This is a genomic window from Bacillus cereus G9842, from assembly GCF_000021305.1.
GTDB classification, from domain to species: Bacteria; Bacillota; Bacilli; order Bacillales; family Bacillaceae_G; genus Bacillus_A; species Bacillus_A thuringiensis_S.
On sequence record NC_011772.1, the window covers coordinates 2,733,233 to 2,759,371 of the forward strand.

A 26,139-nucleotide genomic window follows, 5' to 3' on the forward strand; every position below is an offset into this window, starting at 1 on the left:
TCAGTATGCACCAATCAGGCGTTTATAGGTAGCCCTCTCCCCTCTATATTGGCATGATTTTTGCATATATAATTTGTGCAAACCGAACTAGAGGAGGAATACATATGACAAATAAAAACAACTTAATCGTTTGTCGTTGTGAAGAGGTTACATATGGACAACTTCAATCGACAATTGCTGAATATAACTGCTCGGCAAGAGAATTAAAACTAAGAACACGTGCTGGCATGGGATTTTGCGGTGGTCGCACATGCAGAATAATGATAGATCGAATGATAGAAAATGCGAATCCTGACGTAACTCTTAATGAACTACCGTTAAAATATCAACCACCAATACGTGCAGTTACTTTTGGATCGGTAGGTGAAAGTAAATGAATAGAATTACACATCACCCTATTTTAGGTACTTTACAAAGTAGTGAGCGTATTACTTTTCAATTTAACGGTCATCAATACGAAGCATATGAACATGAAACGATAGCTGCTGCCCTGTTAGCAAATGAAATACGGACATTAAGAGTTCATGAAGATAGCGGGACACCGCGAGGTATTTATTGTAATATCGGGCACTGTTCCGAATGCCGCGTGACAGTAAATAATCAAACAAATGTACGCGCATGCTTAACTGTTGTAGAAGAAAACATGGTTGTTGAAAGCGGGAAACAGCATCCGAATATCGTGAGAGAGATGGTGAAAAAACGATGAGTGATGTAATTATCATTGGTGCAGGACCAGCGGGATTATCTGCTTCTATCTCTTGTGCTCGTTTCGGACTAAAAGTGCTCGTTATTGATGAATTTATGAAGCCGGGCGGGAGATTGTTAGGACAGTTGCATCAAGAGCCTACTGGAGAATGGTGGAACGGAATAGAAGAATCGAAGCGACTTCATGAAGAAGCAGAATCACTTTCAGTACATATCAGGTGCGGTGTTTCGGTCTATAATTTAGATAAAGATGAAAACAATTGGTTTGTACATACTAATATCGGTACGTTAGAAGCACCGTTCGTACTACTTGCTACTGGTGCTGCGGAATATTCTATTCCCCTTCCAGGCTGGACACTTCCAGGAGTGATGTCAATTGGAGCAGCTCAAGTTATGACAAATGTTCATCGCGTGCAAGTTGGAAAAAAAGGAATCATTATTGGTGCTAACATTTTGTCTTTCGCCATTTTAAGTGAATTGCAATTAGCGGGAATTAAAGTAGATCATATTGTACTCCTTGAAAAAAGCGAGTTAAGTCAAAAAGCTGGTGAACCTGAAGAAGTTTTAAACTCTCTTTTAAATGCAGCACATCTCGCTCCTTCTGCTATTTTACGAATAGGTAGCCACTTTATGAAATATGATTGGATTCGAAAAGCTGGATTAACATTCTATCCAAACAGCGGAATGAAAATAAACGGAACGCCACTTCACCTTCGGAAAGCAGCTCTTGAAATTATCGGAACAGATCAAGTTGAAGGTGTACGTATTGCTAATATTGACTCTAAAGGAAATGTTATTAATGGATCAGAGAAAATATATGAAGCAGATTTTGTTTGTATTGCCGGGGGATTATACCCACTTGCCGAACTTGCAGCTGTAGCTGGTTGTCCCTTCCATTACATTTCAGAATTAGGCGGACACGTTCCTCTCCATTCCGAAACAATGGAAACCCCTCTTCCAGGTTTATTTGTAGCTGGCAATATTACAGGCATTGAAAGCGGAAAAATTGCGATGGCGCAAGGAACTGTTGCAGGTCTATCAATTGCTAAATATGCAGGTGAACAACATGATATAGTCGACCAACAATTATATCACGCCATTCAAAACGTTCACTCTGTTCGTCAGAAAGCTGCAATTCAGTTTAATCCGATGGTAGATATCGGTAGACGAAAGATGAATGAAATTTGGCGTGATTATTCTTCTACATATGCACATACTAAAAAGAGCTGCTGAGATTATTCTCAACAGCTCTTTTCTCTACTCATCCGAGTTATTAAATTTCGCTAATGCGTAAATACCTTCTTCATCATCTAATTCAAGCTGTAATCTCGCTGCGAATGAATTGACATTATATTCTCTTTCAAGCAATAAGCGTAATGCTTCGATTAAGTTTGCTTGAATTAAAATTTGCTGGCGACCATTTACCTCTACTTCCGCAGAGAAACCGTAGTCATCGTCATACATGAGTTCAACTAACACTTCTTCTGGACCCACTTGTCTTTTTTCAGCTATATATACGCAAAGCGCATTTATTAATTCTTGTTCAGAAATTTTTATTGTTTCCATGCTACTTCATCTGCCTTCTTTTTACGTTGGTCTTTGAAGTATTTAAATGCACGAACTGCTAACATTACGATACCAGCCATTACTAACATATTTACCATAAACGCTAATACAGAACCAAGAGCTCCCATATTTGCAAATAAGCTACCCATTAGTAAACCACCAAGACCACCTAGTAATAAACCTTTCATAAAGCTTCCTTTATTACTTTTTGGTGCTGTGTTTGTTGCTTTCGTTTTTGAATCTGGAGTCGTTTTTTGAGAATTTACATTTGAGTCTTTTTTGTTTAAATCAACTTTTGACTTTTGACCTGAACTTGGTGTAAATGATTTTTTACCAGATTTGTAACTTTTCGCTGCCGCATGATCTACGAACATAAAGCTGCTAGCCCCAAAGATAACCATAAATGCTGTCATTACTGCTACAAGTTTTTTCAACATATTATATCCATTCTCCTTTTATATAGATATATGTGAAATCTATCTTTCTAGTAAATTCAGAATGATAGATTTGTTTTTAAGAACATTTTAAAGGTTCTTATGAACTTATTATATGAACTTTTGTTGAAATATGCAAGTATTATTTACTTCCGACAGTTTGGTGACAAAGGAAAATTTAAGCAAAACAGAATTGACTTTAAATGAAACAAAACATATTATAAGTTCATAAGAACTTTTTATTATTTTGGAGGTGAAAAGATGGAAACATTTCATCTCACACGAAACGAAATGGCTACCCTTCTTCTATCACTAAGAGGATGGAATACGAAAAAGCCTCTCGGTATTTTACAAGAAGCTTGGGCAAAGTCACATAAAAAAGATATTGAAAGCGGACAAAGCGTTACAGCTTTTATTACTACCGCACTTTCACCTATTTTTGAAAAGCTGATTAAAATTGACGATACTGATGTCGGTTTTTCTTTAAATGAAATAGTTGCGCTTGGCAATCAGATTGAAAACACAAGTTTCTCTGTAACTGCTATGCAAAACTGGGTGAAACGAGATATAAAAGAAATGATTGGCTCTCCTCAAAAAGGGAAAAAATATTCAATTGAACAAGCAGCCTTACTATTTATTGTCGAAGATTTAAAAACAGCACTTGATTTTGAATCCATTCGTAAGCTATTACGCCTTATTGTAAATGACCCAGCCGATCGAAGTGATGATTTAATCAATCCTGTTCATTTATATGTAGCATACTCTTCTCTATTTGAAGAACTCAATCAAGGGAATTGCTTACAATTAAATGCAACAGATACCGTTCATACAATTGAAAACATTGTAAAAGAAAAAGCTGATAAAATCGCAAGCAAGTTCGATCAAATTAATAACGAACAACGCGAAGCAATTCGTAACGCTATTATCATTGCGACCCTTTCTGTACATACCGCTTATGTACAAATGTTAGCAAAGCGTTACGTAACAGCAACTTTATTTTTACAGAACTTAGATGTGAAGCCTTAAAAAATAGGAGCAGAAATGCTTCTATTTTTTTATAACGGAAACAAGCATCCACCTGTTATATATTTCGAACAGGTGGATGCTTGTTTTTCTAGGTATTAATTATGAAAAATTGTAAGCGCCTATTATTAATTCAAAAATGATTATTTCATTCTATTAAATTCCGGACAAATTTTCTCGATAAATTTAATTCCTTCATCTTTGTAACTCTTTACAAATTTCGATTTGAGCTTTTGAGCTATTAGCAAAACTTAACCAACCCTGTCTCACATTACTAATGTTTTCAGTTACCAAAAGCTCAACGATATCTAGATGTGAAACATTCGTTGTTATCGGTTTATTTATACCATTAACTTTAGCACCTGACATATATTTAGCAATCTCAGGGTTTAATTCAAAAGCAAAATCAATTACAGTAGAACCTTGCGGTAATTTCACGGAATCTAACTTAGGAGTAAATGCTACAATGTTATCTTGGAATAGTTCATATGATACTAAATCATAAAATTCAATCGCATCTTGAGTTACTAGATCATTTGTCTTAATAAAATGATCCATCAATTTATGAATTATATTTTGCATATCCTTATCAGTTATACTTTTTGTAAGAATATGAAATACCCCTTTATATCGTATCTCCTGATTTATTTTTGTTTCAATACATATCACTATTTCATGGTTATTGATCACCACTTTGGTCTTTAAGTATTTGTTTAATACATCACTTTCACTTTCAATTGCTATGTTATCTTCAAATTGATGAGGAATTGGTTTGTACAGTTGATGTATAATCCCTAATATTTTATAACAGTCTAAATTACTTGAGACTGTTATGATTATTTTTGACACCGCTGTAATGTCTTGAATATCTTGGAGACGAGAATAAGCTGTATAAATAGGGATTACTTCATAGTCCACTTCAAATATTAAAGTTCGATTCAGAAAATTTTTTATATCTAGCCTTATGTTTTGAGACAACTCCTCTAATAACTTAACATAATTTTGTAAAAGTATTTTCATTCCCTTATATTTAGAATGATTAAGATAATAAAAACCTAAATCTTCTAACTCGTGTTGAATATGAAATAGCCCCAGCCTTTTACAAATCGGAGCGAAAATTTTGAGTGTTTCATTTGCATAAGGAACTTGTTTCTTTACAGCTTTCACCTGTAAAGTCCTCATATTATGTAGACGATCTATCACTTTTATAATAGCCACTCTGATATCTCCATGTGTAGCTAACAATAATTTCTTTAAATTTATTGCTTCATACTCTTCTTTATTAGGGATTTGTTTTTTATCAATTTTAGTTAACCCTTCTACAATATCTGCCACTTTTTTACCGAATATATTACGTACATACTCAATTGTATAATCTGTATCCTCCACCACATCATGTAGTAATGCTGCAACTAAAGTTATAATATCTGCCTTACAATCTAACAAAATTTCTGTAACTGCAAATGGATGAGTAATATACGGCTCACCCGAAACGCGAAATTGCCCTTCATGAGCTTTCTCAGAAACTAATATAGCTTTAAGTAATTGTTCTAATTCTGCTTTATGTAGATATGAGGCCTTTTCTAATAATTTCTTTTTCATAATTTCATCTTCATCACGTTAATTTTCTATAAAAATTTTATTAACATTATAATTCGTTATTTGAAAGTGAAGTACCTGTCTAGGTGATAAGAGAATATTCATTTTGTCTATTCCCCACAAAGCATTTTGAAGTTTCAAAATCAACTCAAATTGAATATGCATATTCTTTTTTAGGTAACCTTACTATCGCTTGAATAAAAGGGGATTTTTCTATAATATCCTCTAACTGCCCCTCACTATAGACGTAAATACCACCTACATATGAACTGTACGCCTTTTTCTCAGTTATTACTGCTAAAGTGCTATTTTCCTTTTTAAAATCACCCTCTAGTCCTTTTTCAAAAGATAAACTTTTGGCTTCTGAAAAATAAAGCTGAATTAACGTCGCTAATTGTACGTCCTTTGATTTTGCAAAGTACTTTATTTCATTTAAAATGATTTCATCTTGTAACGGAAGAAAGTCCTCTACTTCTAACTTCTCTCCGTTATGAAAGAAGTTTTGAAGTTCAGGAGTATAGAACGAAAGATTTTTCTCCTCTATCATTTTAAAAATTGTTTGCAGCAATATGTCTTTTCCTATCACAAACGGGTGGCCAAATCCATTATTGTAAAGCCCTTCTTTCATTTTCATTAATTGTTCAATGAAGGGGATTCCCGATTCTTCAATAACAAGTTTACCGTCAATTAAACGCATGTTAGCAATCAATTCTTCTATCTGTAAACCTTCTAATTCAAGCGATGAGTAATATAAATCTCTATTCCAAAAATCTAATTGATCCATTCCTAATGAATTAAATAAGAGCTCATCTATAATTGGAAAAAATCCATCTTCTGTTAAAGCTTTCGTTACATCATCTAATAATCTAGGTGTTTGATTTAAAATCGTACGTATTTCTTCGTCCTCTTGAATGATTCGTACCGTCCAATCACCATGATCTTCACCCGATATTTGCTGAAAACAATGTGAATATGGCCCATGTCCAACATCGTGTAGAAGGGCTACAGTAGATACTAGCTTTCGTTCATATTTCGATAAATGTATGTCACCAATCTCAGTAAGATGTTCTATTACTTTATTTACTAGCACATATACACCTATCGAATGTTCTTCCCTCGTATGTATTGCGTTCTTATGTAAAAAATAAGTATGTCCTTGTTGTTTAATATTCGCCAACCTTTGAAATGCTTTTGTATCTATCAAACGAAGGATATCTCTATCACGAATAGAGATTGGTCCATAAATCGGATCTGTAATATACATACGTTTCCCTCCTATTTTTGTAAATGAAAGACTTATACCATTATACTTAATTTTCAGTTTATTATCATTGATATATAAGAAATTTTTAATAATCTTTTCATTAACCCTTCATGAAAACGTGGCTTATATCCTTTACTATAATACTTATGGGAGACATAAAAGAATTGAAATAGCAATCCCCTATATGAATAAGGTATAATATACATATAGTGAACCTTTTATATTATTAAGTAAAGGGGCATATATTCAAAAATCCATAAATTAGAAGGTGCAACAATGTTAAGTAGTTTTATTCATTCAGTATTAACGTTTTTTGAAGGATTAGGTTATTGGGGCATTATGCTTGGACTTATGATTGAGATTATCCCAAGTGAAATTGTCCTTGCTTATGCAGGATACTTAGTATTCAATGGTAGTATCTCATTTATAGGCGCAGTTGTATTCGGTACAATTGGCGGTGTTATTGCCCAAATCTTTATTTATTGGCTTGGACGATACGGCGGACGCCCTATATTAGAACGTTATGGAAAATATATTTTCATACATAAAAAACAAATAGATGCTGCAGAAGATTGGTTTAATCGTTACGGAACTGGCGTCATTTTTACAGCACGCTTCATTCCAGTAGTGCGTCATGCGATTTCAATTCCTGCTGGTATTACAAAAATGCCTTTACTACGTTTCACTACATTAACAGCACTTGCGATTATCCCTTGGTCTATTATTTTCATTTATTTAGGTGAAAAACTAGGTGAAAATTGGGAGAATATAAACGATATTGCTGGTCCGTATGTGAAATCATTTGCAATTGGTGGCGTCGTACTTATACTTTTATACTTCGTTATAAAAAAATGGACAAAAAAGCGCAAAAATCTTGCTTAAGAATATAATAAAAACCGCTATAAATTCATTCGAAGTTATAGCGGCTTTTTATTTATATATGAATTAATCTTCAAGAATTATATAACACCTTTCCATCTACATTTACATGGATAAGCAACCATTCGATCATTCTTTTCGTATATTATCTCAAAAAGGAGTGATTCCCCTATGCATTGGCAGCAAAAAATACCATACTTAATCGGACGCCCTATCGGTATTTCCTTCATAAATGGGCAAGGAACTTCCGGCGTATTATGTTCAGCGCATGATGGTCAATTATATGTGTATGAATACCTTTATCAAGCTCAGTTCGCAATGAAACATTATGATTATAGACAGGTTCAAGATATACATGCATTCCCAAATTGTCCTCACCAAAATCCTCTATACTAAAAAAATCGGAACGGCTCATAGCCATTCCGATTTCTATACTTTATTTCTCAGAATAAAATTTCTGCACTGCTTCATCAAAATAAATCCAACCTTTCCAGCCCAAATGAATCGTATCTTTTAAGAAATACTTATCATATTCATGGCCAGAGAAATCAACTACTGGATATCCTGCTTTCTCAACCTGTTCTCGAACTTTTTTATAATACACTTCACGGCGTTCTTTCGAGAATCCAGTATAATCATACCAAGGCCCATTTACAGGTACAGAAATAAAGAGCGGTTTGACATTTTTCTCTTTAAATAAATCTAAAATAATTTGTAAATCATTATATTCTGGTGATTCATCATATGTTTCATTTGCTCTAAAGTTTTTTAAACCTTTAAGTTTTTTCTTCAGATTATTCTTATGATAATACGGATTTTCAATTCCAAATGTATTTGTAGTAGACTCAGCTTTCCCTTCTTGTTCTGCGTGTTTACGTGCGTCTTCCCAAGAAATTGAACGAAGTCCGCTATTTGTTTTCTCTTTCATCGGTTCGATTTTAAATAAAGAGTTAAATAAATCTCTATGATCTAAAATATTTCGATGCATATAAGCAAGTGGTTTAACTAAACCTGCTTTTATGTTATGTTTCGTATCATTATATACAATACCTTCTAATGAATTTTTTAATATATCATCTTCTTGAACAACTTTATAATCTAATAGCCGTTTCGCGATTTGCTTCTTCATTTCTGGATTTATCTCATCATTAAAAATAAAATGATATGCTTGTTGTTTGGAGAAATTATTAGTGAAATCCCCTTGTGATACACCAGTCTTTGTAAACCATTGTGGTGAAAGAACAAAGACTACTTTTTTACCTTCTAATTCATCCATAGTAGATGTCATATTTAAAATATGAGCTAAACTTTGTGTACCGCCAGTTCCAATTAAAAACGGTGTAAAACCAGCTGGATTTACTTTGAAATAATTAGACGGATGATATGCATCCATTCGTAAAAATTCTGATGAACCGTACATCGGTAAATACTGTGAATTATCTAACATTTTTTGCTGTAAGAAAACACTTTGTAATTTCTCTTTTTGTAAAGAAGTAGCCGCATCTTCTACCTTCTTATCACTAATAAGCGATACTAAACTTTTCGATGGGATTAGAATGATAATGAAAAAAAGCACACACGCTAAAATTATAGGACCAAAAGCATGCTTCATTTTCATCTTCTGTCCCTCTTTCTATCGTTATTAACTTGTAACCCTTGTCTTTGACACGCCATCTTTTCTCTCCTTTTTCTCTATACATGATGTTCCATTCTATTTGTCTATTATATACATGTATGTGTTTCCTTCCTTGTTCTATTAAATCCTATAGAAATAGCGCAAGAAAATGTTTCCATAGAAACACGTTAATTATACAAGATTCTACATAAATTTCACACTGGAATTTTAGTAATAATTTTATTTTTAAGTCGTAAAAAAACATATGAAATGTCTATATTTCATTCGGAACTGTACAAAAAAACAGACTATCACATACGTGAAGTCTGTTTCCCCATTCTTTTATTTTTGTACATCTGCCCATTTTAAACTTGTAGCTGGACCAAATTGATGTACATATAAATCTTTCACATATGGTTTTTGTAAGTAAGATAATCCGCGCTGGAATACCGGTGCAATTACTGCATCATCAAGTAGCATTTTTTCAGCATCCTGCATTGCTTTCCAGCGAGCCTTTTCATCATTACCTAATTCTGTTTTAATCTTCTTAATTAACGCATCATATTCTGGGTTTGCATATTCTGTATTATTAACACTACTTCCAGAAAGGAATACTTCTAAGTAAGTCATTGGATCTGGATAATCCGGTAACCAGCGTGATAACGACATTTCATATTCTTTCTTCTTCTCTAGTGCTAATTTTTGCGTATGTGGTTGCAATTTCACATTCACTTTTAAACCTGGTAAATTTTTCTCAAGCTGCTCTTTAATGTACTCTCCAACTTTTTTAAAGTTTTCTAAGTCATAATTTAATAGTTCTAACGTCACTTCATCTGTACCTGTTTCTTGCTTTGCCTTTTCCCAATATTCTTTCGCTTTTTTTACATCAGTTTTATTAAACTCACCTGCCGTACTTCTAAAATCTTTTTTATCTGGTCCCTTTAAAAATCCTTTTGGTACGTAATAGTTTGCAGCAACCGAACCATCATTTAAAAATGAATCCGCAAGTCCTTTCTTATCAAAAACTGTACTTAGCGCAAGACGTGCATTTTTATTTTTAAGAATCGGTACATTTTCATTAAATCGGAAGAAGTACATAACTGGATCTGTATATTGTTTTAGCTCTTTATTATTTTTATATTTATCCACGAATTCTGTAGAAATAACAGCTCTATCAACTTTATCTGTTTCATATAAATTTACCGCAGTTGAAATTTCTTTTACAATTTGATAGTTTACTTCATCTAACTTCACTTCTTTTTTATCCCAATACTTATCGTTTTTCTTCATTGTAAAGCTAGCTTCATGCTTCCACTCTGATAATGTAAATGGTCCATTATATACCGCTTTATTTGCTTCTAATCCGTATTTATCACCTTGCTCTTTCGCATATTTTTCGTTAATTGGATAGAAGGATGGTAAAATTAATAATTTCGTAAAATACGGTACAGGATGTTCTAGCTCTACGACGAACGTTTTATCATCCTTCGCTTTTACTCCTAATTCATCTAGACCTAGTTGTTTTTTATTTATCTTCTCAGCGTTTTTCACATCGTACGCAATGTATGCATATTGAGAAGCGGTATCTGGATTAATCAATTGCTTCCAAGCGTATACGTAATCATGAGCGGTTACTGGATCTCCGTTTGACCATTTCGCATCACGCAAATGAAATGTATATGTCTTTCCATCTTTACTCACTTCATATTTTTGTGCGTCTGCCTCAATTACTTCATCATTTTTCGATAGACGGAATAGTCCTTCCATTACGTTATTCAAAACGTTAAACGAGACTGCATCTGTGACTTTCACTGAGTTTAACGACGGAATTTCACCCGTTTCTAGTAACTGTAATACTTTCTTTTCATCTTTCGGCTTTGTTGTAGTTTTTTCTTTTGCGCAGCCAACTAAAAATGAAGAAACTAATAGAGTACTAACTAATGAGTAACGAACAACTTTTTTCATTTAAAAACCCCCTCTATTTTTAAGGTAAGTAACGACGAGCACCAGCGTATTCTTCTATATATCCTGGTGTATTTAGTGGTATAATCTCTACCGACCTTTCAGCTCTTGGTGAGTGAATCATATTGCCATCACCAATATACATTGCAACGTGATGGACACTACCTTTCCCTTGATCATGTGCAAAGAAAATTAAATCTCCCTTTTGTAAGTTTTCTTTATCAACTGCAACCCCTGCTCTTGATTGCGGTCCAGAATCTCGCGGAATTGTAATGCCGTGCGATTTATAGATCGTATGCGTGAAGCCAGAGCAATCAAATCCAAAACCACTTGTACCAGCCCATATATACGGTAAACCTAAAAACATTTTCCCTGTGTTAATTAAATCATCAGCGGTCGGTTTTGGAATATCAGTTTGAGAGCGGTAAACTGTTCCATCATTTTTTCGTAGCCATGCTTTCTGACCATTTGGCAACAATACACGGTATGAAATTGTGTCTTCACTTAATAGCGGCAGTCTTGTATTATAACTGACTTCAAGTGATTTATGTTTTTCAGAAGGATTTATATATAAAATCGCTGTTGGCTTTGTTATTAACACAAAAGGTTCATTTGTTTTATCTGCAAATTCTTGATTATATGTTAATTGCTTTTCAGGCATCCAGCCCGGATAACCTTCTTCATTTCGTGGCGTTGGCTGTCCATGCACTAATACCTTCACCCACTCGCCTTTCTTATCAATAACAGTTACTTCTTGACCGAGTAACGCTTGTGTTTCTAATTTATTTGCATTTGTTAACCATAGTTTCTCGTCAAGTGTCATTGATTTCGTCCATTTCCATAGATCCACTGGATTTGTTGCACTCGGTGTATCGATTGGCCTTAATGCATCAGGTGCTGTCCATAACGTTGCAGCAGATACATCTATAAATGCTTTATTATCCTTCTTTTCTTCAGCATTTGCCGATGTAAACGATGAAAATATAAATAAAGTTGTTAAAAATGCAGTTCCTACTTTTTTCATATATATCCCCCTTAAAAAAATAGTTTACTAGTCTCTTCTCCTAAGACTTACTATTCACTGTCGATTGAAGGTTTACCTTTGATCCAGAATAAGTCATTCCTTCCGGCTCTTCCATTAACCAAAGCGGTGCATCAAGATCAAAATAATGAATATTAGGATGCGCTGCCGCTAAATGCGCAACAGCACTAACGGAAAGTGAAGATTCCATCATGCTTCCCACCATACACTTCACACCAGCTGTTTCTGCGATATCTGCAATACGCCATGCTTCACGTATGCCACCACATTTCATTAATTTAATATTAATTAAGTCTGCATATCTTCCTTGAACGAGCTTTAATGCATCACTTGCTGAAAATATACTTTCATCGGCCATAATTGGCGTTTGCACACGATCTTTGACGTACTTTAACCCATCCCAATCTTTCGCGTGTACTGGTTGTTCAATAAATTCTATATTTAAATTACGATTTTCCATCCCTTGAATGATAGAGACCGCTTCTTTTGGACTCCAACCTTGATTCGCATCTAAACGTAATGTCGTATTTCTTGGTACCACATTTCGAATTGCCTCAATACGTTCCAAATCTAAATGCGCCTCTTTACCCACTTTAATCTTTAATGTTTGAAATCCTTTTTCTATATGTTTCTTCGCTTCTTTTGCCATTAATACAGGCTCATCCACACTCACTGTAATATCCGTATAAATTTCTTTCTTCCCGCCTAACAATGCATATAACGGCACCTTTTGATATTGGCAATATACATCATATAAAGCGATATCTACCGCTGCTTTCGCACTTGAATTTCTAATACAACTCATTTGAATGCGCTGTAGTAACTGCTGAAACTGAATGATATCTTGACCAATTAAACATGAACGCATCGGTCCTAAAATCGCTTCTTCTATTCCACTGGTGAAATCACCCGTAATAACTGGCGTTGCGGCTGCAGCTCCCTTACCAATCACTCCTTCATCTGTATGAATATAAACATCTATACTTTCAATTTCTGTTACAGTACGAAGCGCGGTTTTAAACGGTGTATGAAGTTTTACACGTCTACGATTTACTTTTACATCTGTAATTTTCATTTTGTTCATCCTTTCGTTCTCCAATGAAGTGAAATTTTAATCCACCGGAGATTTATACCCACAGATTATTAAGTAAACCTATCGGGCATTTACTCTCCTATCTCTCTACTTTGTTTCCGTTTACTTTTGATGTAGGATGATAATGTGAAATAAAAAAATCCAGCCATAAGAATGATTCTTACGGCTGGATTTTGTCTATGATTGAGTAGACAAAGCAGCAATCTGATTATATTTTTTCTGTGCATCTTTTAGCGCTACAAGTAACGCTTTTTGAGAAGAGCCGAAATATCGGTTCTTTACTTCCATTACTAACGCCGGGTCATTTATATTTTTATGTAGAAATAAATATTTAACAAATTGAGATGTTAATGCAATTGTCGCTGAGCAGTCTACATCTACAATTTCCCCTGTATCCTTAACAAGTACAAATGCTACGAAATAGCTTTTAAACTTTTCAGTAATGGGATTATTTTGAGGTGCTTTCGCATCCCCTACGATATAAATTGTATTTGAAGCGTACAACAGCTATCTTCCTTTCGTATACGAGGATAACGGGTTTCTTAATAGTCGTATGAGCGAGGAACTCAACGTTGATTAAAAAATGTATCCGCTTCCCTTGTATTATAATATAATTGACAGAATTTTAACAACATTTATTTTAGTGCATATTCCATATCTATGAAAATAGCTTAAACTCTTCATTTTTACAATATGTGATTATTCCTTGTACCATTACATTCATACATAAAAAAAACAGTTAGCGACGGCTAACTATTTTTTTCATTACTTGGGCATCACAAATATAGTTTCATTTGACTTAGAAAATTGATACTCTTTTCTCGCAAACTTCAAAATTTCTTCCTCATCGTCTGTTAAATTTTCTATGTTAGTCTTTAAAGAATCTTTATCTTTCTTTAAAGATACTAATTGTTCCTTTTGATCCGTAATCGTACCTTTCTTCTTATCAATTACTTCTTGTTGTTTCGTTAAAATATATTGAACGTACAGAGTAGTTGCTGCAATAAAAAGGACCATTAAAATAAGTCGCCTTAACTTCTTTTTATTTATCCTACGCTTGTCACTAGGTTGTGATAACTGCTCTGGTATATTAGGAACATTTACTCGTTTGAGTTTCCTCATTCAAATCCCCCTAACCCATATTTTTCACTACCATCGGCACGTTTTCTTACTAAACTAAATTCTATTCTTATAAAATAAACTCCTTCACAAAAATATCCCATAAATTAACCAATTAAAGATAGCATTCGACGACATTTCCATATTTACACCGATTTTTTTTATACATGCTGCTATAAAATAGTAGTTTCTGTAATTCTTTTTCTACTATTGTAGAAGAGTTTTTTCACACACAAAATTCCTTCCCTACATATCCATGTTATAACATGCTTACAAGGAGGGGAAATATGCATTACCGCACATTAGGTAACACTGGAATAACTGTTTCTGAAATAGGTTTTGGGGCATGGGCAATCGGTGGTGATGAATGGGGACCTGTTAACGATAAACAATTTATAACTGCTATAAAAAAAGCCATTGAGTGTGGTGTGAATTTTATTGATACTGCGGATGTGTATGGTTTAGGACATAGTGAAAAGTTGGTGGCTACCGCGATTAAAGGACATCGTAATGATATTATACTATCAACGAAAGGTGGTTTAATCGGACATCACTACGACACTAATGGCGTTCCTGTATATGATACTCCTGAAAAAATCATCGCCGTATTTGAAACAAGTTTACAACGTCTTCAAACAGATTATATTGATCTTTATTTTTGTCATATTTGGTGGCATAATCGTAGAGAAACAGAAGCATTTCTACGTGCATTTGACATATTAAAACGTGATGGCAAAGTAAGAGCAGTCGGTGTTTCGACTCATGATTTACAATACATTCATCATTTCAATAACAACAACGAAATTGATATCGTACAACTTGATTACAATATATTAAATCGAAAACCAGAAAAAGATATATTACCATTCTTACAAGAGAAAAATCTAGGGGCTGTTATTCGTGGTCCATTAAAAATGGGCATTTTAACTGGAAAATTTACAAATAAAACAATTTTTCCAGATGGAGATTTACGCAAAGATTGGCCAAATGAAACTTGGTTTCAAGAAGACTTACAAACCGTAGAGAAACTTCGGTTGCTCTCAAAAAAAAATCAGACCCTAGGGCAACTTGCACTTCGCTATGTACTCTCTCATCCGGCAGTAAGTGTTGTAATTCCTGGTGCGAAGTCAGGAACGCAAGCACAAGAAAATGCAAATGCATCTGTTCGCCCTATTTTGAGTGATGAAGAGCTTAACTATATTCATTCAATATAAAAAGCCCAATCCGGGCTTTTTAATTTGGCAAACTAATATCATACTCCATTCGCTTCGCTGTGTCCTCCGCAACATGCACACCTAACAAGTTTTTCACAATATGAAATGCCATATTAATTCCAGCTGAAATTCCGGCAGATGTTATAATATGTCCTTCATCTACAAACTTTACATTTTCTATAACTTCAACATTTTGAAACTCATTTTTAAACTTTTCAATACTAGCCCAATGTGTTGTTGCTTTTAACCCTTCCAGTAAACCTGCTTTCGCCAGTAATAACGCTCCTGTACAAACTGAAGTCATCAGCTTTACTTCTTTCATTTGTTGGCGAATCCATTTTATTACTATTTCATTTTTTATTTCATATTTTCTAGCACCTAGCCCACCCGGAATTATTAAAATATCCACTGGTGGTAAATTTTCAATACTATAATCTGGCTGTACCTTCAATCCATTCCTTGCTGTAATCATTTCTCCATTCTCGCTAACTGTATAAACAGTAAATGGTTTTTCTTCATTCACCTCAGTTACAGAAAAAACTTCAAATGGTCCTGCAAAATCTAACACTTCTACTTCATTAAATAAAAATATACCAACACTCCATTTATTCATCATAAGTTCACTTCCTGTTTCAAATGATGTAAAAGGTGATCATATCCTTTTTCTAATGCAATATCATACGCTGTTTTCCCATCATTTTTCTTTATCATCTTATTAGCTCCATTTTTAAGGAGTAGCATAATTATTTCTTCATTTCCTAATAATGCCGCTTCGTGAAGTCCTGTCCAGCCACCACTTTGCATAATATTTACATTTGATCCTTTTTCAATTAAGAAAGCAACAAGTTCACTTTGCTTGTTCGCGATTGCTGCTTGCAAAGGCGTATTTTCATTTTCGTTTTTCGCTCTACTATGTATATCTGCACCGCTTTCTAAAAGAAAACTCGCTATTTCTTTTTGTCCAAAATAAGCTGCTAAATGAAGTGGTGTCCAGCCATCTTCACTACATTCGTTAACAATACTTGGACTCGCCTTTATAAACTTCACTACTTTTCCCTTATGACCACTTATAACAGCTTGTGCTATTGATTGTAAATGCTCCATAATAATCTCCCATCCTTCAAACTATTTAAGCATCTCCTTCTACATGTTCTATTAATTATTACATTTTCCTTTTAAAACCTTAAGTTTACATAATAATATTATATATCCCTTTTTGTGCTTAATGCTGAATAGCAATAATGTTAAAAATACTGCCTTTAAACAATGAAGACCATGATTTCATTAGAGTTACTGAAAAAGCAAGCAAAAAACTATACACATAGTTTTCATCATATTTGTTCAGTTGCATGAAATAAAACAGGTAATGTTTATTCTGCTATTCATGCTTTCAACATATCAAATAATATTATTCCAATAAAAAAACAATCCATTTTAAAAATGGATTGTTTTTTTATTTCTGTTTTATGCGGTTTATTTTTTTGTATTTTCAATGAAGAAATAATTACGTTTACAAAAATGAAACGCCACTATCTTCGTCCCTCTTATATTGAGTTTTTCGTTTGAAAACAAAAAACTTTTTTCACCTTACGTTTGAAAAAAACATATGTAAAATTCTCTAAAACAGCTGCCTTATCATACTAATCTATAGCAATTCTGTCTTCTTCCCTTACCTGTTTCCTTTAACACATACGATTTTAAAACAAGCGCCGTTAATGAATCTGTTAATGTTTTATATGATAAATTTGATAATGCCAATAGATCGTTCGTATATAACATTCTATGCTTCTCTAATAATAATAGCACTAATCGTTCAGACGGTTTTAATGCCTCATCACTTTCTAGTATAAAGTCTATATTTTTCATTTCTCTAATTATTACTCCTTATATAAAAAAATACTTTAGGTGCTAATTTAATATAAAAATAATACACAACAAAATTTGAAATATATTAAAATAACATTACTTTAGGACACTATTATACTATAACATATAAAAAGCATTTGCCGAAATAGGAAATGCTTTTTATATTGCTTATATAATTCTTCAAAAACCACATTTAAAAACGGTTAGTCATTCTCTAAATATGAATGACTAACCGTTTTCCAGCTTCTTCTCAATTAACATGTTTTACCTTAAATATTTATTGCAATATGCGGCTTACTGTAATGACTTGTTCCACCGCCACCTACTACTACTTTACCGCCTTTTTCAAAAATTAATAATTTACTTGAACCATCTGCAAGAAGCACTATTACTTCAGCATTATTACTTGTTGCTACATAAATTACATAACCACTCTTTGATATACAAGTTTCCCAATTCGCATCAAATTCTGATCTTACTACACGATTTGAATACACTTGATTTTCAATTCTATCTTGTTCTACGTTTTCCAAATTTATTCTCTCCTCTTCCCTGTATAGTTATATATATTAAAATAGCGACCGATTTTAACATAAATAGTATATGTAATTAGTAGGAGAATGCTTAGACAATGGAAACGAAATAGACTTCAAAAATTTTACAATTGAAACTTCTCTTTAATCATTTCCGCTACTTCTTTTGCACTCAAATACGTGTTATTAATTTTTATATACTCTTCTTTTTCAATTTCACCATGAAGAGAGTTTAATCTATGCTTTTTCATCGTCTCTTTCAAATTATTTTGAGACCACTCAATATCTCTTTTTTTCGGTTTATGTTCTAATCTATTCGGACTTTTATTCCGTTCTAATCTTTCATCTAATTCCGCTTCCAGCTCTATAAAATACACTGTCCCACCTTTTGATTCAAAAATACTTTCTACATAATGTATATAATCCCAATCCGATTGGAGGTCAAATGCCCATATATACGTAAAAATCATTCCAGATAAATCACTTTTAGATACTTCTTCAAATATTTCATTACGAAATAAACTTACTAGCCTTTTTGCTTCTGTCGTACTGTAATCAAAAATTGGACTTACTAAATCAATTGTCATGTGGTTATGAAAAAGTTTTAAACCGGTTAATGTTGCTAATTCTTGACCCACTGTCATTTTCCCAACTGCTTGTGGGCCAAATATTAATATAAGTTTCATTTATTTCCCTCCGATCTTTCTCTATAAACAATTACATAAAATTAAAAATAAGGCAGCCGATTTTTAATCGATTGCCTTATTTTTTTATTCATAGTATTAGTTCTATTCTTTTCGCACAGCTTCAAAAGTAAACATTTGATTTGCATTTGACGGTTCGTTTTTATAAGCATATTCAGCAGAGCAAGTAATATTAGAGAAACCTATACTTTCTAACAGAAGTTTAAACTCTTCTATTCCATACCAACGTACCGCAAAGCGTTGTAGTTCTGTTTGTACTAACTGTCCTTTACTCCACTTTTCATATTTCAAATATGATACAGTAACTTGGTTCAGCCAATCTATTTCAATTGATTTATTTTCTAATGTGATTCCGTCTCCGCTCGGCAAAGAAAAAGTCGATGTATGAATTTCCCCAGTCTTCCAGTCATACGGAAGCATAATATCTACGATTAATCGTCCGCCTGGATTAAGATGTTCATAAAAATATTTCAATGCGTTTATAGAATCGACACGATTTTCAATTAAACAAAAAGATCCAGTAGGAATGATAATTGCCTCATATTTATGCGGAAGTGATAATTGTTGCAAGCTTCCTTCATATAAATTAGGATGTAAGCCTCTCTCTTTACAGCGCTTACGGCAAGAATCTAGCATTTCAGGTGAATAATCTATCCCATCTACTGTAAAACCAGCCTCTAGAAGTGGAATGATGACACGCCCTGAACCTACTGCAGCTTCGAGGATTCTTCCTCTACAATCTTTTAAACGTTCTTTGTAATACTCAATATCACCATTCAAAGAATAACCGACTGGTTTTGTGTAATCATACAGTTCCGTACAAAGTGTACTATAAAAACTAAACATTTATTTTCTCCTCCGTTTTTACGTACGGAAGATTTCAATTCAACTAATCTTCCTGTACCTCGAATTTTAATGAGATTTTGAAAGAGCTGACTGTCATAATATATCACTCACTTTCCATAGAATATAATGATATTGTATTACATAACCTTCCAATTTGAAATATAAAAATTAAAAATTCAGACTGTAAATTAAAGAGCTTACTTTAGTAAGCTCTTTAGAAAAAATATTTATTTCACAATCGGCAATGTCACTTCACTTAATTTCACTGTAAGTTTCGTTCCAGCTTTCGGTCTAATTGTATAATCATAATCACTTGCAATTAAAACAACTCCGATTTGATGCCCCACTTTAAATACATAATCATCTGGCTGCATGTCCCATGTAAATGTATAATCTTTGCCCGGTTGAATCGCCGTTGAATTTTCTATACTCTTTAAGTTTTGTGGATCCATCCAGCCTCTCGTTACGATTTCCGGCTTCGCTCCTCCATAGTCAACAAGTAATGCTGTTAAATTTGATACAGATTGATCAATATTTCCTGTAATTGAAATCTTTGGTATACCACTTATACGCGTATCTTTTTGCAGTACAGGCATTGTATATACTAATCGATTGGCTACTTCTAATTCTGGGTTTGCTACTAATTGATTTGATTTTATTTGTGCATCATCTACGAATGAGAAAACTTTATTAACCGATCCCATACTTAGTCGCAAATTGACTGATTTATTACTTAAATACATACGGATTTTTGAAGGTACAGCCGCTGGATCTGGCCAATTTTTTATCTTTTGCCACGATTTATTTTCTCTTTGCACATCAACCATTGGTTCATCCATAATTCCATTTTCAATTCCGTACAACCAATAATCTAACCATTTATTTTGTGTTTGCTGCCAGTTATTACTTGATGTTCATTATATCAATAGCTACAAAAATTAATAATCAAAAGTATATTCTATATCTAGCTTCCCATCTTGATAAAACACTATTTTTTTTATTAGTTTCTGAAAAGCTTTATGTAAGTCCTGTTCCTCCTGCAACAGCATAAAAGCATCCTGTATATCCTTTGTTTCCCTGTTTTGAATATCTTTATCTTTTAATTTAAGTAATTGAAGTTCCTGAGCTGTCATCTCATCTTCTAATTTCCTGTTTCGATTAACGAAAGTTTCTTTATCAATGAACGAGTCCATGTAAAGTTCTAATAGTTTTTCTTTTTTACTCCCCAGCTGTTTAATCGTCTTTTTTGATTTTGCTATTTTTTCTTGCAGCTTGTCCTTAATTTGTGCAACTAATCTAGTTTCAATATACTCCTGCTTTTGTTTTAATCGTTCTAAGATTAAATTACGAAAATCTTCATATCGGACTGGTATATGATTTATACATGTCCCGTACGCCTTATACGTCGAACATTTCATATACACGCGCTCATATTTACTGCGTACTCCAGCATAAATTGCTCTTACTCTTTTACCACAGTGTGCACACCATACTATTCCCCGAAACTCATTACGATAATCTGATTTTGTTTTTTTATCCTTCACGCCACTTACTGGATTTATACGTTCCCATTGTTCTTTTGAAATTATAGCATCATGGTGATTTTCAAATACTAACCACTTCTCTTTAGGGTTTTTAACGGTTTTCTTTTTACCATCAACTTTTACTGTTTTATATTTGTGCATTACATGTTCACCGGTATATAAAGAGTTAGTGACTATTGTTTTTACAGATGCCTCAGACCATAAGTTTCCGAATCTTGTCCTGCATCCCTTTTTATTTAAGTTATTAGCAATCATACGATATCCTCGTCCGTCTTCATACCAGTCAAACATTTCCTTAACAAGGAGCGCTTCCTCCTCATTAATTATTAATTTTTTATCAATACGATCATAACCAAAAGGAATGGTTCCTGTATGCTCCCCACGTCTTACTTTAGCACTTAATGCTGCTGAGATGGATGTTGATAATGTCTTAGGGAGTTGCGCAGCAAACATCGCATATATCTCGAATTTCATATCATTATTACCCTCATAGTAACTATCGTAACCTTCCTCAATCGTTACTAAACGCACCCCATGACCAAGTAATATTTCTTTAATCTCTAGCGCATCTTTAAGGTCGCGGGCTAAGCGGTGTATCGATTTAAAAACTACCGTATCTAATTCATTTTTCCTAACTTTCTGTAATATAAGCTGCATCGCATGGCGCTCAAGCCATGCGGTACCCGAAATACCATCGTCAAAATACACAGCATTCTGATCCCATTCATAACCATTCTTCTCAATCCAGTATCGGCAAATATCAACCTGGTTTTCAACTGATGATACTTGTTCGTCCTTATCAGTTGATACACGTACATACACAGCATACCGCAATTTTTACACCCCCTCTCCTGTTTGTTGCTAAGAATAATCATGATTAAATTATATGATTAACCGCGAAAGCTGGCAATCTATTACCAATGTAAAAAGACGACTTTCTACAGTCGTCAAAATAAAAATATATAAATCTCAAAAATTTAGGAGGGGGTAAACAATACACAACAACATCTAGTAAAAACAAAAACAAAAAAGAACCCCCTCTATAAAAAATATACCTTATATATATAATATAAATATATAACTTATAAATATATATAATATATAAGTATTATTACTGTTAGGGTTCTAAGGTTTTAGTCTACATCTTCCTCTGTAATATCATTTCCCCATCTACCGTAATCATATGGAAATTCGTTCGCCATGTACTCATCGTGACATTCTTTATGAAAGATACCGTATTCAAAATTATTTTTTACCCATTCTCCTTTTTTTAGTGTACGTTTACACCATTCGCAAATCGCGCTTCCTTTTGGAGCTATATATTCACCGTTAACTTTGATAGAAGTCATATAATTCCCCTCCTCATTTCTACTTTGAATCCAATGCTTTTTTAGAATTCAATTCGCACCAATATTTATAAGCTTCCCTATTTGATTCCCAGTATAAGTGTTCATAGTGATCGCGCTGGAATTCAGTTGCTGCTAATCGTCTTTTCAAGTCATCAATTACAGCATCCTTATTGATTTGTGGAGGTGGTAATAAATTCATAGGTGAATCACCTCTTCCTTGTAATTAGACCGCTAAACAACTTTCTGTGCGTTTCAGGCTGTAAATCCAGTAACCTTATAACCTTTTCAGCACTATCCAGATCCGGTGCATCGATAATATTGTTTCGCCACATCCATCGTTTACTGTCTCTTTTACTTTGATAAACCGCACCACTTTCGCCGTTAATCCACAACCGGTTATTACACCCTAAAATGTTTACACGAGTCCAGTAATTTTTCATCATGAAACACATGGAACCACATAAACTTTCACATACACATCGTATTTAGCTGCAAGTTGCTCCAGCTTTTTTTGTCTGTATTCTGTCATGGTAAAGAAATGAATGAGCGGTATTTTTCCGTTGTATTTGTTTTTGTAGTATAACGAAAATTCCCTATACCTGCTCATCTTTTCAGCGTTCACATGCATCATTTGCGTACGATCTATTTCAACAGCATTTAAAATTCCTTCTTCATCTCGCAATTTTACGTCTGGAATAATTGTCTTCTTTTTATCATCTACTTTATAACGTATAGGTGTTTCTATCTGCCAGTCGTCGGGACAAAACAGATAGAGCCACGCTTCATTACGCATAAGGCTGTGAGCTAATCGGCTATTTGGTACAATCTTCTCTGTATCGTCGAACAGTTCACGGCCCTTTTTATTTAAATAATACACGTACTCTTTTTGGTACACTGTATTATTTACATAAGGACTGAGGTCTTTTAAAATACGATTTGCGTTACGAATCCCTCCCATATCGTGCACCGCCATTAGATGCCTACGTGTTGCGAATTTCAGCTTTCTAATCGAGGTCAGAATCGTCATCTGACGGTTTATTTTGATATGTGTCTGGATGTTCATCTTTTTTCACCTCGTATTGTTTAAGATGTTCCCACATCATTTCATCGCTAATAAACGGTACCTGCAGCTCAGTTAGTCGATCAGTTTTATAAATAGCTCTACCAGGTAAGGACGGCAATGTTTCTAGCCCCGATTCATCAAGAACAACCTCAGATGCCTTATATGTTGGTAACCGAAATCCTAACTTCGCGTCAGACATTTGCTTTACTACTGATGGGATTGAAGTAACCGTAGGATACTGGGTAGCCAGAATCAAACGAAATCCTAAACCTCCTGATACAGTTGCGATATAACTAAGCATATACTGACACTCTTCTCGGATTTTATTAACATGACGTGGTAATCCTTTGGCCGGAGCAAGCACGGCACCTTCGTCAACAATAACAAAATACCGACCTTTTTCTTTTGTTTCAACAATATTTTTGTAACCATTTTCCTTCATGAATTTTCCACGCTCTTCGATTTTTTTCATTATTTGTTTTAGTACATGATGTGCTTTCTCTACAGAGTCAGCCACTTCCACCACCTGTTTTAAGCCGCTAAACTCGCTAAATTCTAATCCCTTTTCTTTTAAATCAATTAAATATACGTGAGCATTTTCAGGGTTCGCCTCAATCAAAGTAGTAAGTAGCACTTTCATAAATACTGTTTTCCCCATTCGTGTAAGACCACCTAGTACCATATGAGGAGTTTTATCAAAGTCATGATAAATTAACTTCTCGATGCTTTGCCCCATCGGTACTTGCCATTCACCTTTTTTTACTAGCCCTTCATTCCAACACCACTTTTTTGGGATACGTTTACTGAATACCCGAATCATTATCTTGTAGTTATCGTATTTGATACGTACAGGCTTATTTAATCCTTCACTTACAACATCCTCAACCTTTTGTATTAATTTAGATGGCATCCCTAACGGAAGTTTATATACATAAGTCGTACTACGATCATCTTCTTTTCTTTCGAGAAAAACCGGATAATGTAATTTTTCACCCTTCCTAATTGCAATCCCACTTACTTCAAAGAATACTTGTATCTTCTTTCTATCATCCTCTTTTCCTTTTAAACTATCATTTAGCAAAGCGTACCCGAGCGAAACTGCAGGTATTAATAACAATTCAAGCATAGGGGTTCACTCCTTATATATCCTTAAAGGATATAGTTGCTCTTTACTGGAAGATTTACATACAAGTTATTTTTCTTATATAACAAAGTGTCCCATGATTCCAGGTTCCATTCCTTCAAAGAAACACCATTAGCACATAACGTAGAAGATACAAAAACGAGCCGGTAAGAGTTGTATACATCGTCATACGTGGAAGCCAATGTGGAACATGCATCCCCATTTTCTCAGCTACCTTCATCGCCACTACAGACAATCCTGTCGCTGTCCAAATTACTACAACTTCCCCAGCAAGTGTCATATCGAATCCCTCTTTCTCTTTAGTTGTAATCCTTTTGACGTGAGAATCGGTTGATACTGATTAACCATTTCATCCCATTCAAGAATTTCTTCCTCTTCCCCGTATAGATTCTCCATAATATCGTTAGATAAGCTGTAATAACCTCGGTATTCTTTATTGTTAAACACCTCATGTCTTTCCATATGCTTTACGATAGAATTAGCCTCTCCTTTTCCTCTGGACTCCTTATACATGTTTCTTAGCTCTTTTGATGAATACAAATACGGAGTGTCATTTAAGTAATCATATTGCCATCTCATTATTCATCCCTCCACTGTTTACAATCATCTAAATACGCATCAATCCTTTTCTGAATCCCTAATCCCTATCTCGTTATACGGTCCATAAGGTTCCTCTTCCCCTAACAAATCAACGATATCGATGTAATTTAAATTTTGTAGCATATCGTGTTTTGCAATGTGATCGTACACACAACGCACTTCATTTTCGTCGTCCGCTTCTGTGTACATGTTAAACAAGGTTTGTGACGGATACAGCTGCATACGAGGTAAATACTTATATCCAGGTCTCATTATTCCTCACCTTTCCCCTCTTGATGTCCTTAGTTCCACTTGGTATTCCTCGTGGTCTTAATATAGGTATATGACCTAGAGAACTATTTTTGCACGTCCACACCAATTTTTTTCTTTTTAGCCTGTACTATTTATAAAGGAGTTTATTTCTGTATATAGAAAGTAAATTCTTGAGGTGAGTGTATATGAAGTTTAAATGTAGACTTAAAGTAATCTTTGCAGAACTTGATATTAAACAGAGTGATTTTGCAAAACGTATTGGAGTTGACGACTCTACTCTTAGTGCAATTGTTCGTAATCGTACTAAACCTCGTTTTGATACGGCCTATCTAATCTGCAAAGAACTCGGTAAACCAATTGAGGATATCTGGACCATCGAGGAATAATTCCTCCCCCTCCAGCCTTAATAAGTTTTTATTTTTATTTTACACTTGACTTGTGCTTTCGACAGACAATCATGGGATGAGGGTATAGGACAACGGCTAGGGCAGAGAATGGCTACCTTACAACGCTTCAAAAATAAAAAGCGTCGTAAAAGTAGACGTTCTGTCAATCATGGTCTATCGGGTTAAGGAATCCGTATAGTAACACCCTGTTTAAACGCTGTAATTTCTTACACAGCTGACTTTTTACAGATAAAGCTTGTCCTATCTGCAGAAAGAATCAGGAAAGGAAATGCACTACTGGCGTATCCTTCATTACTCGTAACCTATAATTCTTTCA

At 34.1% G+C, this 26,139-nt stretch carries 32 protein-coding genes and 1 pseudogene; 8 read left to right on the plus strand and 25 right to left on the minus strand.

The features are described from left to right. Positions 1-104 precede the first annotated feature (104 nt). Genes BCG9842_RS13700 through BCG9842_RS13710 form a run of 3 tightly spaced genes read left to right on the plus strand, consistent with a single transcriptional unit; the run spans position 105 to position 1,938 of the window. Positions 105-377 carry a (2Fe-2S)-binding protein gene (locus BCG9842_RS13700; protein ID WP_000182619.1) on the plus strand — a complete coding sequence of 91 codons (273 nt, stop codon included), beginning with the start codon at positions 105-107 and terminating at the stop codon, positions 375-377. Further along, positions 374-706, plus strand: coding sequence for a (2Fe-2S)-binding protein (locus BCG9842_RS13705; RefSeq protein ID WP_001080019.1), 333 nt, complete (start codon positions 374-376; stop codon positions 704-706). Before BCG9842_RS13700 ends, BCG9842_RS13705 begins: the two co-directional genes overlap by 4 nt. After that, positions 703-1,938: an NAD(P)/FAD-dependent oxidoreductase gene (locus tag BCG9842_RS13710; RefSeq protein WP_001286082.1), complete on the plus strand. Its 1,236-nt coding sequence runs from the start codon at positions 703-705 to the stop codon at positions 1,936-1,938. Before BCG9842_RS13705 ends, BCG9842_RS13710 begins: the two co-directional genes overlap by 4 nt. 24 nt (positions 1,939-1,962) lie before the next feature. Here the strand turns inward: BCG9842_RS13710 and BCG9842_RS13715 are convergent, their stop codons facing one another. Both BCG9842_RS13715 and BCG9842_RS13720 read right to left on the minus strand, forming a co-directional pair. Then, positions 1,963-2,271, minus strand: coding sequence for a YxcD family protein (locus BCG9842_RS13715; protein WP_000447763.1), 309 nt, complete (start codon positions 2,269-2,271; stop codon positions 1,963-1,965). Then, the gene (locus BCG9842_RS13720) at positions 2,259-2,708 is read right to left on the minus strand and encodes a hypothetical protein (RefSeq protein WP_000914478.1); all 450 of its coding nucleotides are present in this window, start codon (positions 2,706-2,708) and stop codon (positions 2,259-2,261) included. Before BCG9842_RS13720 ends, BCG9842_RS13715 begins: the two co-directional genes overlap by 13 nt. Positions 2,709-2,966: 258 nt before the next feature. Here BCG9842_RS13720 and BCG9842_RS13725 point away from each other — a divergent pair, with 258 nt between their 5' ends. Further along, on the plus strand, positions 2,967-3,731 hold the full coding sequence (locus tag BCG9842_RS13725) for a DUF1836 domain-containing protein (protein ID WP_000447231.1): 765 nt from the start codon (positions 2,967-2,969) through the stop codon (positions 3,729-3,731). A gap of 192 nt (positions 3,732-3,923) precedes the next feature. Here BCG9842_RS13725 and BCG9842_RS13730 read toward each other — a convergent pair whose 3' ends face one another. Continuing rightward, positions 3,924-5,330: an HD domain-containing protein gene (locus tag BCG9842_RS13730; protein ID WP_000727980.1), complete on the minus strand. Its 1,407-nt coding sequence runs from the start codon at positions 5,328-5,330 to the stop codon at positions 3,924-3,926. A 145-nt stretch (positions 5,331-5,475) separates the two neighbouring features. Next, positions 5,476-6,591, minus strand: coding sequence for an HD domain-containing protein (locus tag BCG9842_RS13735; RefSeq protein ID WP_000275993.1), 1,116 nt, complete (start codon positions 6,589-6,591; stop codon positions 5,476-5,478). A 276-nt stretch (positions 6,592-6,867) separates the two neighbouring features. Between BCG9842_RS13735 and BCG9842_RS13740 the strand changes: the two genes are divergently transcribed. After that, positions 6,868-7,473 carry a DedA family protein gene (locus tag BCG9842_RS13740; protein WP_000952913.1) on the plus strand — a complete coding sequence of 202 codons (606 nt, stop codon included), beginning with the start codon at positions 6,868-6,870 and terminating at the stop codon, positions 7,471-7,473. Positions 7,474-7,641: 168 nt separating this feature from the next. Further along, a complete protein-coding gene (locus tag BCG9842_RS13745; RefSeq protein WP_000558692.1) occupies positions 7,642-7,866 on the plus strand; it encodes a hypothetical protein in 225 nt (74 codons plus the stop codon). A 40-nt stretch (positions 7,867-7,906) separates the two neighbouring features. Here BCG9842_RS13745 and dltD read toward each other — a convergent pair whose 3' ends face one another. From dltD to BCG9842_RS13775, 6 genes are all read right to left on the minus strand, one after another. Continuing rightward, positions 7,907-9,088 (minus strand): D-alanyl-lipoteichoic acid biosynthesis protein DltD, encoded by a 1,182-nt coding sequence (gene dltD / locus BCG9842_RS13750; protein ID WP_000782294.1) that lies wholly within the window; start codon positions 9,086-9,088, stop codon positions 7,907-7,909. A 339-nt stretch (positions 9,089-9,427) separates the two neighbouring features. Next, the gene (locus BCG9842_RS13755; protein ID WP_000758266.1) at positions 9,428-11,050 is read right to left on the minus strand and encodes a peptide ABC transporter substrate-binding protein; all 1,623 of its coding nucleotides are present in this window, start codon (positions 11,048-11,050) and stop codon (positions 9,428-9,430) included. Positions 11,051-11,069: 19 nt separating this feature from the next. Continuing rightward, a complete protein-coding gene (locus BCG9842_RS13760; protein WP_000755414.1) occupies positions 11,070-12,071 on the minus strand; it encodes a C40 family peptidase in 1,002 nt (333 codons plus the stop codon). A gap of 40 nt (positions 12,072-12,111) precedes the next feature. Beyond that, positions 12,112-13,173: a dipeptide epimerase gene (locus BCG9842_RS13765; protein WP_001038454.1), complete on the minus strand. Its 1,062-nt coding sequence runs from the start codon at positions 13,171-13,173 to the stop codon at positions 12,112-12,114. A gap of 186 nt (positions 13,174-13,359) precedes the next feature. Next, positions 13,360-13,686: a DUF3870 domain-containing protein gene (locus BCG9842_RS13770; RefSeq protein ID WP_000271316.1), complete on the minus strand. Its 327-nt coding sequence runs from the start codon at positions 13,684-13,686 to the stop codon at positions 13,360-13,362. Positions 13,687-13,947: 261 nt separating this feature from the next. Beyond that, positions 13,948-14,304, minus strand: a complete 357-nt coding sequence (locus BCG9842_RS13775) for an FtsB family cell division protein (RefSeq protein WP_001228728.1) — start codon at positions 14,302-14,304, stop codon at positions 13,948-13,950. A 284-nt stretch (positions 14,305-14,588) separates the two neighbouring features. Here BCG9842_RS13775 and BCG9842_RS13780 point away from each other — a divergent pair, with 284 nt between their 5' ends. Continuing rightward, positions 14,589-15,515, plus strand: coding sequence for an aldo/keto reductase (locus BCG9842_RS13780; RefSeq protein ID WP_000559367.1), 927 nt, complete (start codon positions 14,589-14,591; stop codon positions 15,513-15,515). A gap of 19 nt (positions 15,516-15,534) precedes the next feature. Here BCG9842_RS13780 and BCG9842_RS13785 read toward each other — a convergent pair whose 3' ends face one another. From BCG9842_RS13785 to BCG9842_RS13860, 15 genes and pseudogenes are all read right to left on the minus strand, one after another. After that, positions 15,535-16,131 (minus strand): DJ-1/PfpI family protein, encoded by a 597-nt coding sequence (locus tag BCG9842_RS13785; protein ID WP_000981426.1) that lies wholly within the window; start codon positions 16,129-16,131, stop codon positions 15,535-15,537. Further along, entirely contained in the window at positions 16,128-16,619 is a 492-nt protein-coding gene (locus BCG9842_RS13790) for an ankyrin repeat domain-containing protein (protein ID WP_000400677.1), read from the minus strand. The genes BCG9842_RS13785 and BCG9842_RS13790 overlap by 4 nt, the downstream gene beginning before the upstream one ends. Before the next feature lie 531 nt (positions 16,620-17,150). Beyond that, complete coding sequence (locus tag BCG9842_RS13795; protein WP_000789031.1) at positions 17,151-17,381, minus strand: hypothetical protein; 231 nt, start codon at positions 17,379-17,381, stop codon at positions 17,151-17,153. Between the two features lie 269 nt (positions 17,382-17,650). After that, on the minus strand, positions 17,651-17,914 hold the full coding sequence (locus tag BCG9842_RS13800) for a hypothetical protein (RefSeq protein WP_000432422.1): 264 nt from the start codon (positions 17,912-17,914) through the stop codon (positions 17,651-17,653). A 125-nt stretch (positions 17,915-18,039) separates the two neighbouring features. After that, entirely contained in the window at positions 18,040-18,600 is a 561-nt protein-coding gene (locus BCG9842_RS13805) for an AAA family ATPase (RefSeq protein ID WP_000767068.1), read from the minus strand. Between the two features lie 102 nt (positions 18,601-18,702). Then, positions 18,703-19,464, minus strand: coding sequence for a class I SAM-dependent methyltransferase (locus BCG9842_RS13810; RefSeq protein WP_000490920.1), 762 nt, complete (start codon positions 19,462-19,464; stop codon positions 18,703-18,705). A 227-nt stretch (positions 19,465-19,691) separates the two neighbouring features. Next, positions 19,692-20,378: pseudogene (locus BCG9842_RS13815) on the minus strand (CocE/NonD family hydrolase C-terminal non-catalytic domain-containing protein); the annotation flags it as partial. Positions 20,379-20,402: 24 nt separating this feature from the next. After that, positions 20,403-21,842 carry a recombinase family protein gene (locus tag BCG9842_RS13820; protein ID WP_001268070.1) on the minus strand — a complete coding sequence of 480 codons (1,440 nt, stop codon included), beginning with the start codon at positions 21,840-21,842 and terminating at the stop codon, positions 20,403-20,405. Positions 21,843-22,141: 299 nt separating this feature from the next. Further along, the gene (locus BCG9842_RS13825; RefSeq protein ID WP_000200735.1) at positions 22,142-22,357 is read right to left on the minus strand and encodes a hypothetical protein; all 216 of its coding nucleotides are present in this window, start codon (positions 22,355-22,357) and stop codon (positions 22,142-22,144) included. A gap of 19 nt (positions 22,358-22,376) precedes the next feature. Next, positions 22,377-22,556 carry a hypothetical protein gene (locus tag BCG9842_RS13830; protein ID WP_001050810.1) on the minus strand — a complete coding sequence of 60 codons (180 nt, stop codon included), beginning with the start codon at positions 22,554-22,556 and terminating at the stop codon, positions 22,377-22,379. 240 nt (positions 22,557-22,796) lie between these two features. Further along, on the minus strand, positions 22,797-23,420 hold the full coding sequence (locus BCG9842_RS13840; RefSeq protein WP_079997175.1) for a replication-relaxation family protein: 624 nt from the start codon (positions 23,418-23,420) through the stop codon (positions 22,797-22,799). Further along, positions 23,362-24,546: an FtsK/SpoIIIE domain-containing protein gene (locus tag BCG9842_RS13845; protein WP_000891525.1), complete on the minus strand. Its 1,185-nt coding sequence runs from the start codon at positions 24,544-24,546 to the stop codon at positions 23,362-23,364. The genes BCG9842_RS13840 and BCG9842_RS13845 overlap by 59 nt, the downstream gene beginning before the upstream one ends. A 115-nt stretch (positions 24,547-24,661) precedes the next feature. After that, positions 24,662-24,844, minus strand: a complete 183-nt coding sequence (locus BCG9842_RS13850; protein ID WP_000170793.1) for a hypothetical protein — start codon at positions 24,842-24,844, stop codon at positions 24,662-24,664. Next, complete coding sequence (locus BCG9842_RS13855; RefSeq protein ID WP_001267621.1) at positions 24,841-25,143, minus strand: hypothetical protein; 303 nt, start codon at positions 25,141-25,143, stop codon at positions 24,841-24,843. Before BCG9842_RS13855 ends, BCG9842_RS13850 begins: the two co-directional genes overlap by 4 nt. Positions 25,144-25,182: 39 nt before the next feature. Next, complete coding sequence (locus tag BCG9842_RS13860) at positions 25,183-25,416, minus strand: hypothetical protein (RefSeq protein ID WP_232297543.1); 234 nt, start codon at positions 25,414-25,416, stop codon at positions 25,183-25,185. Positions 25,417-25,601: 185 nt separating this feature from the next. Here BCG9842_RS13860 and BCG9842_RS13865 point away from each other — a divergent pair, with 185 nt between their 5' ends. Next, a complete protein-coding gene (locus BCG9842_RS13865; RefSeq protein WP_000669090.1) occupies positions 25,602-25,802 on the plus strand; it encodes a helix-turn-helix transcriptional regulator in 201 nt (66 codons plus the stop codon). Positions 25,803-26,139 lie beyond the last annotated feature (337 nt).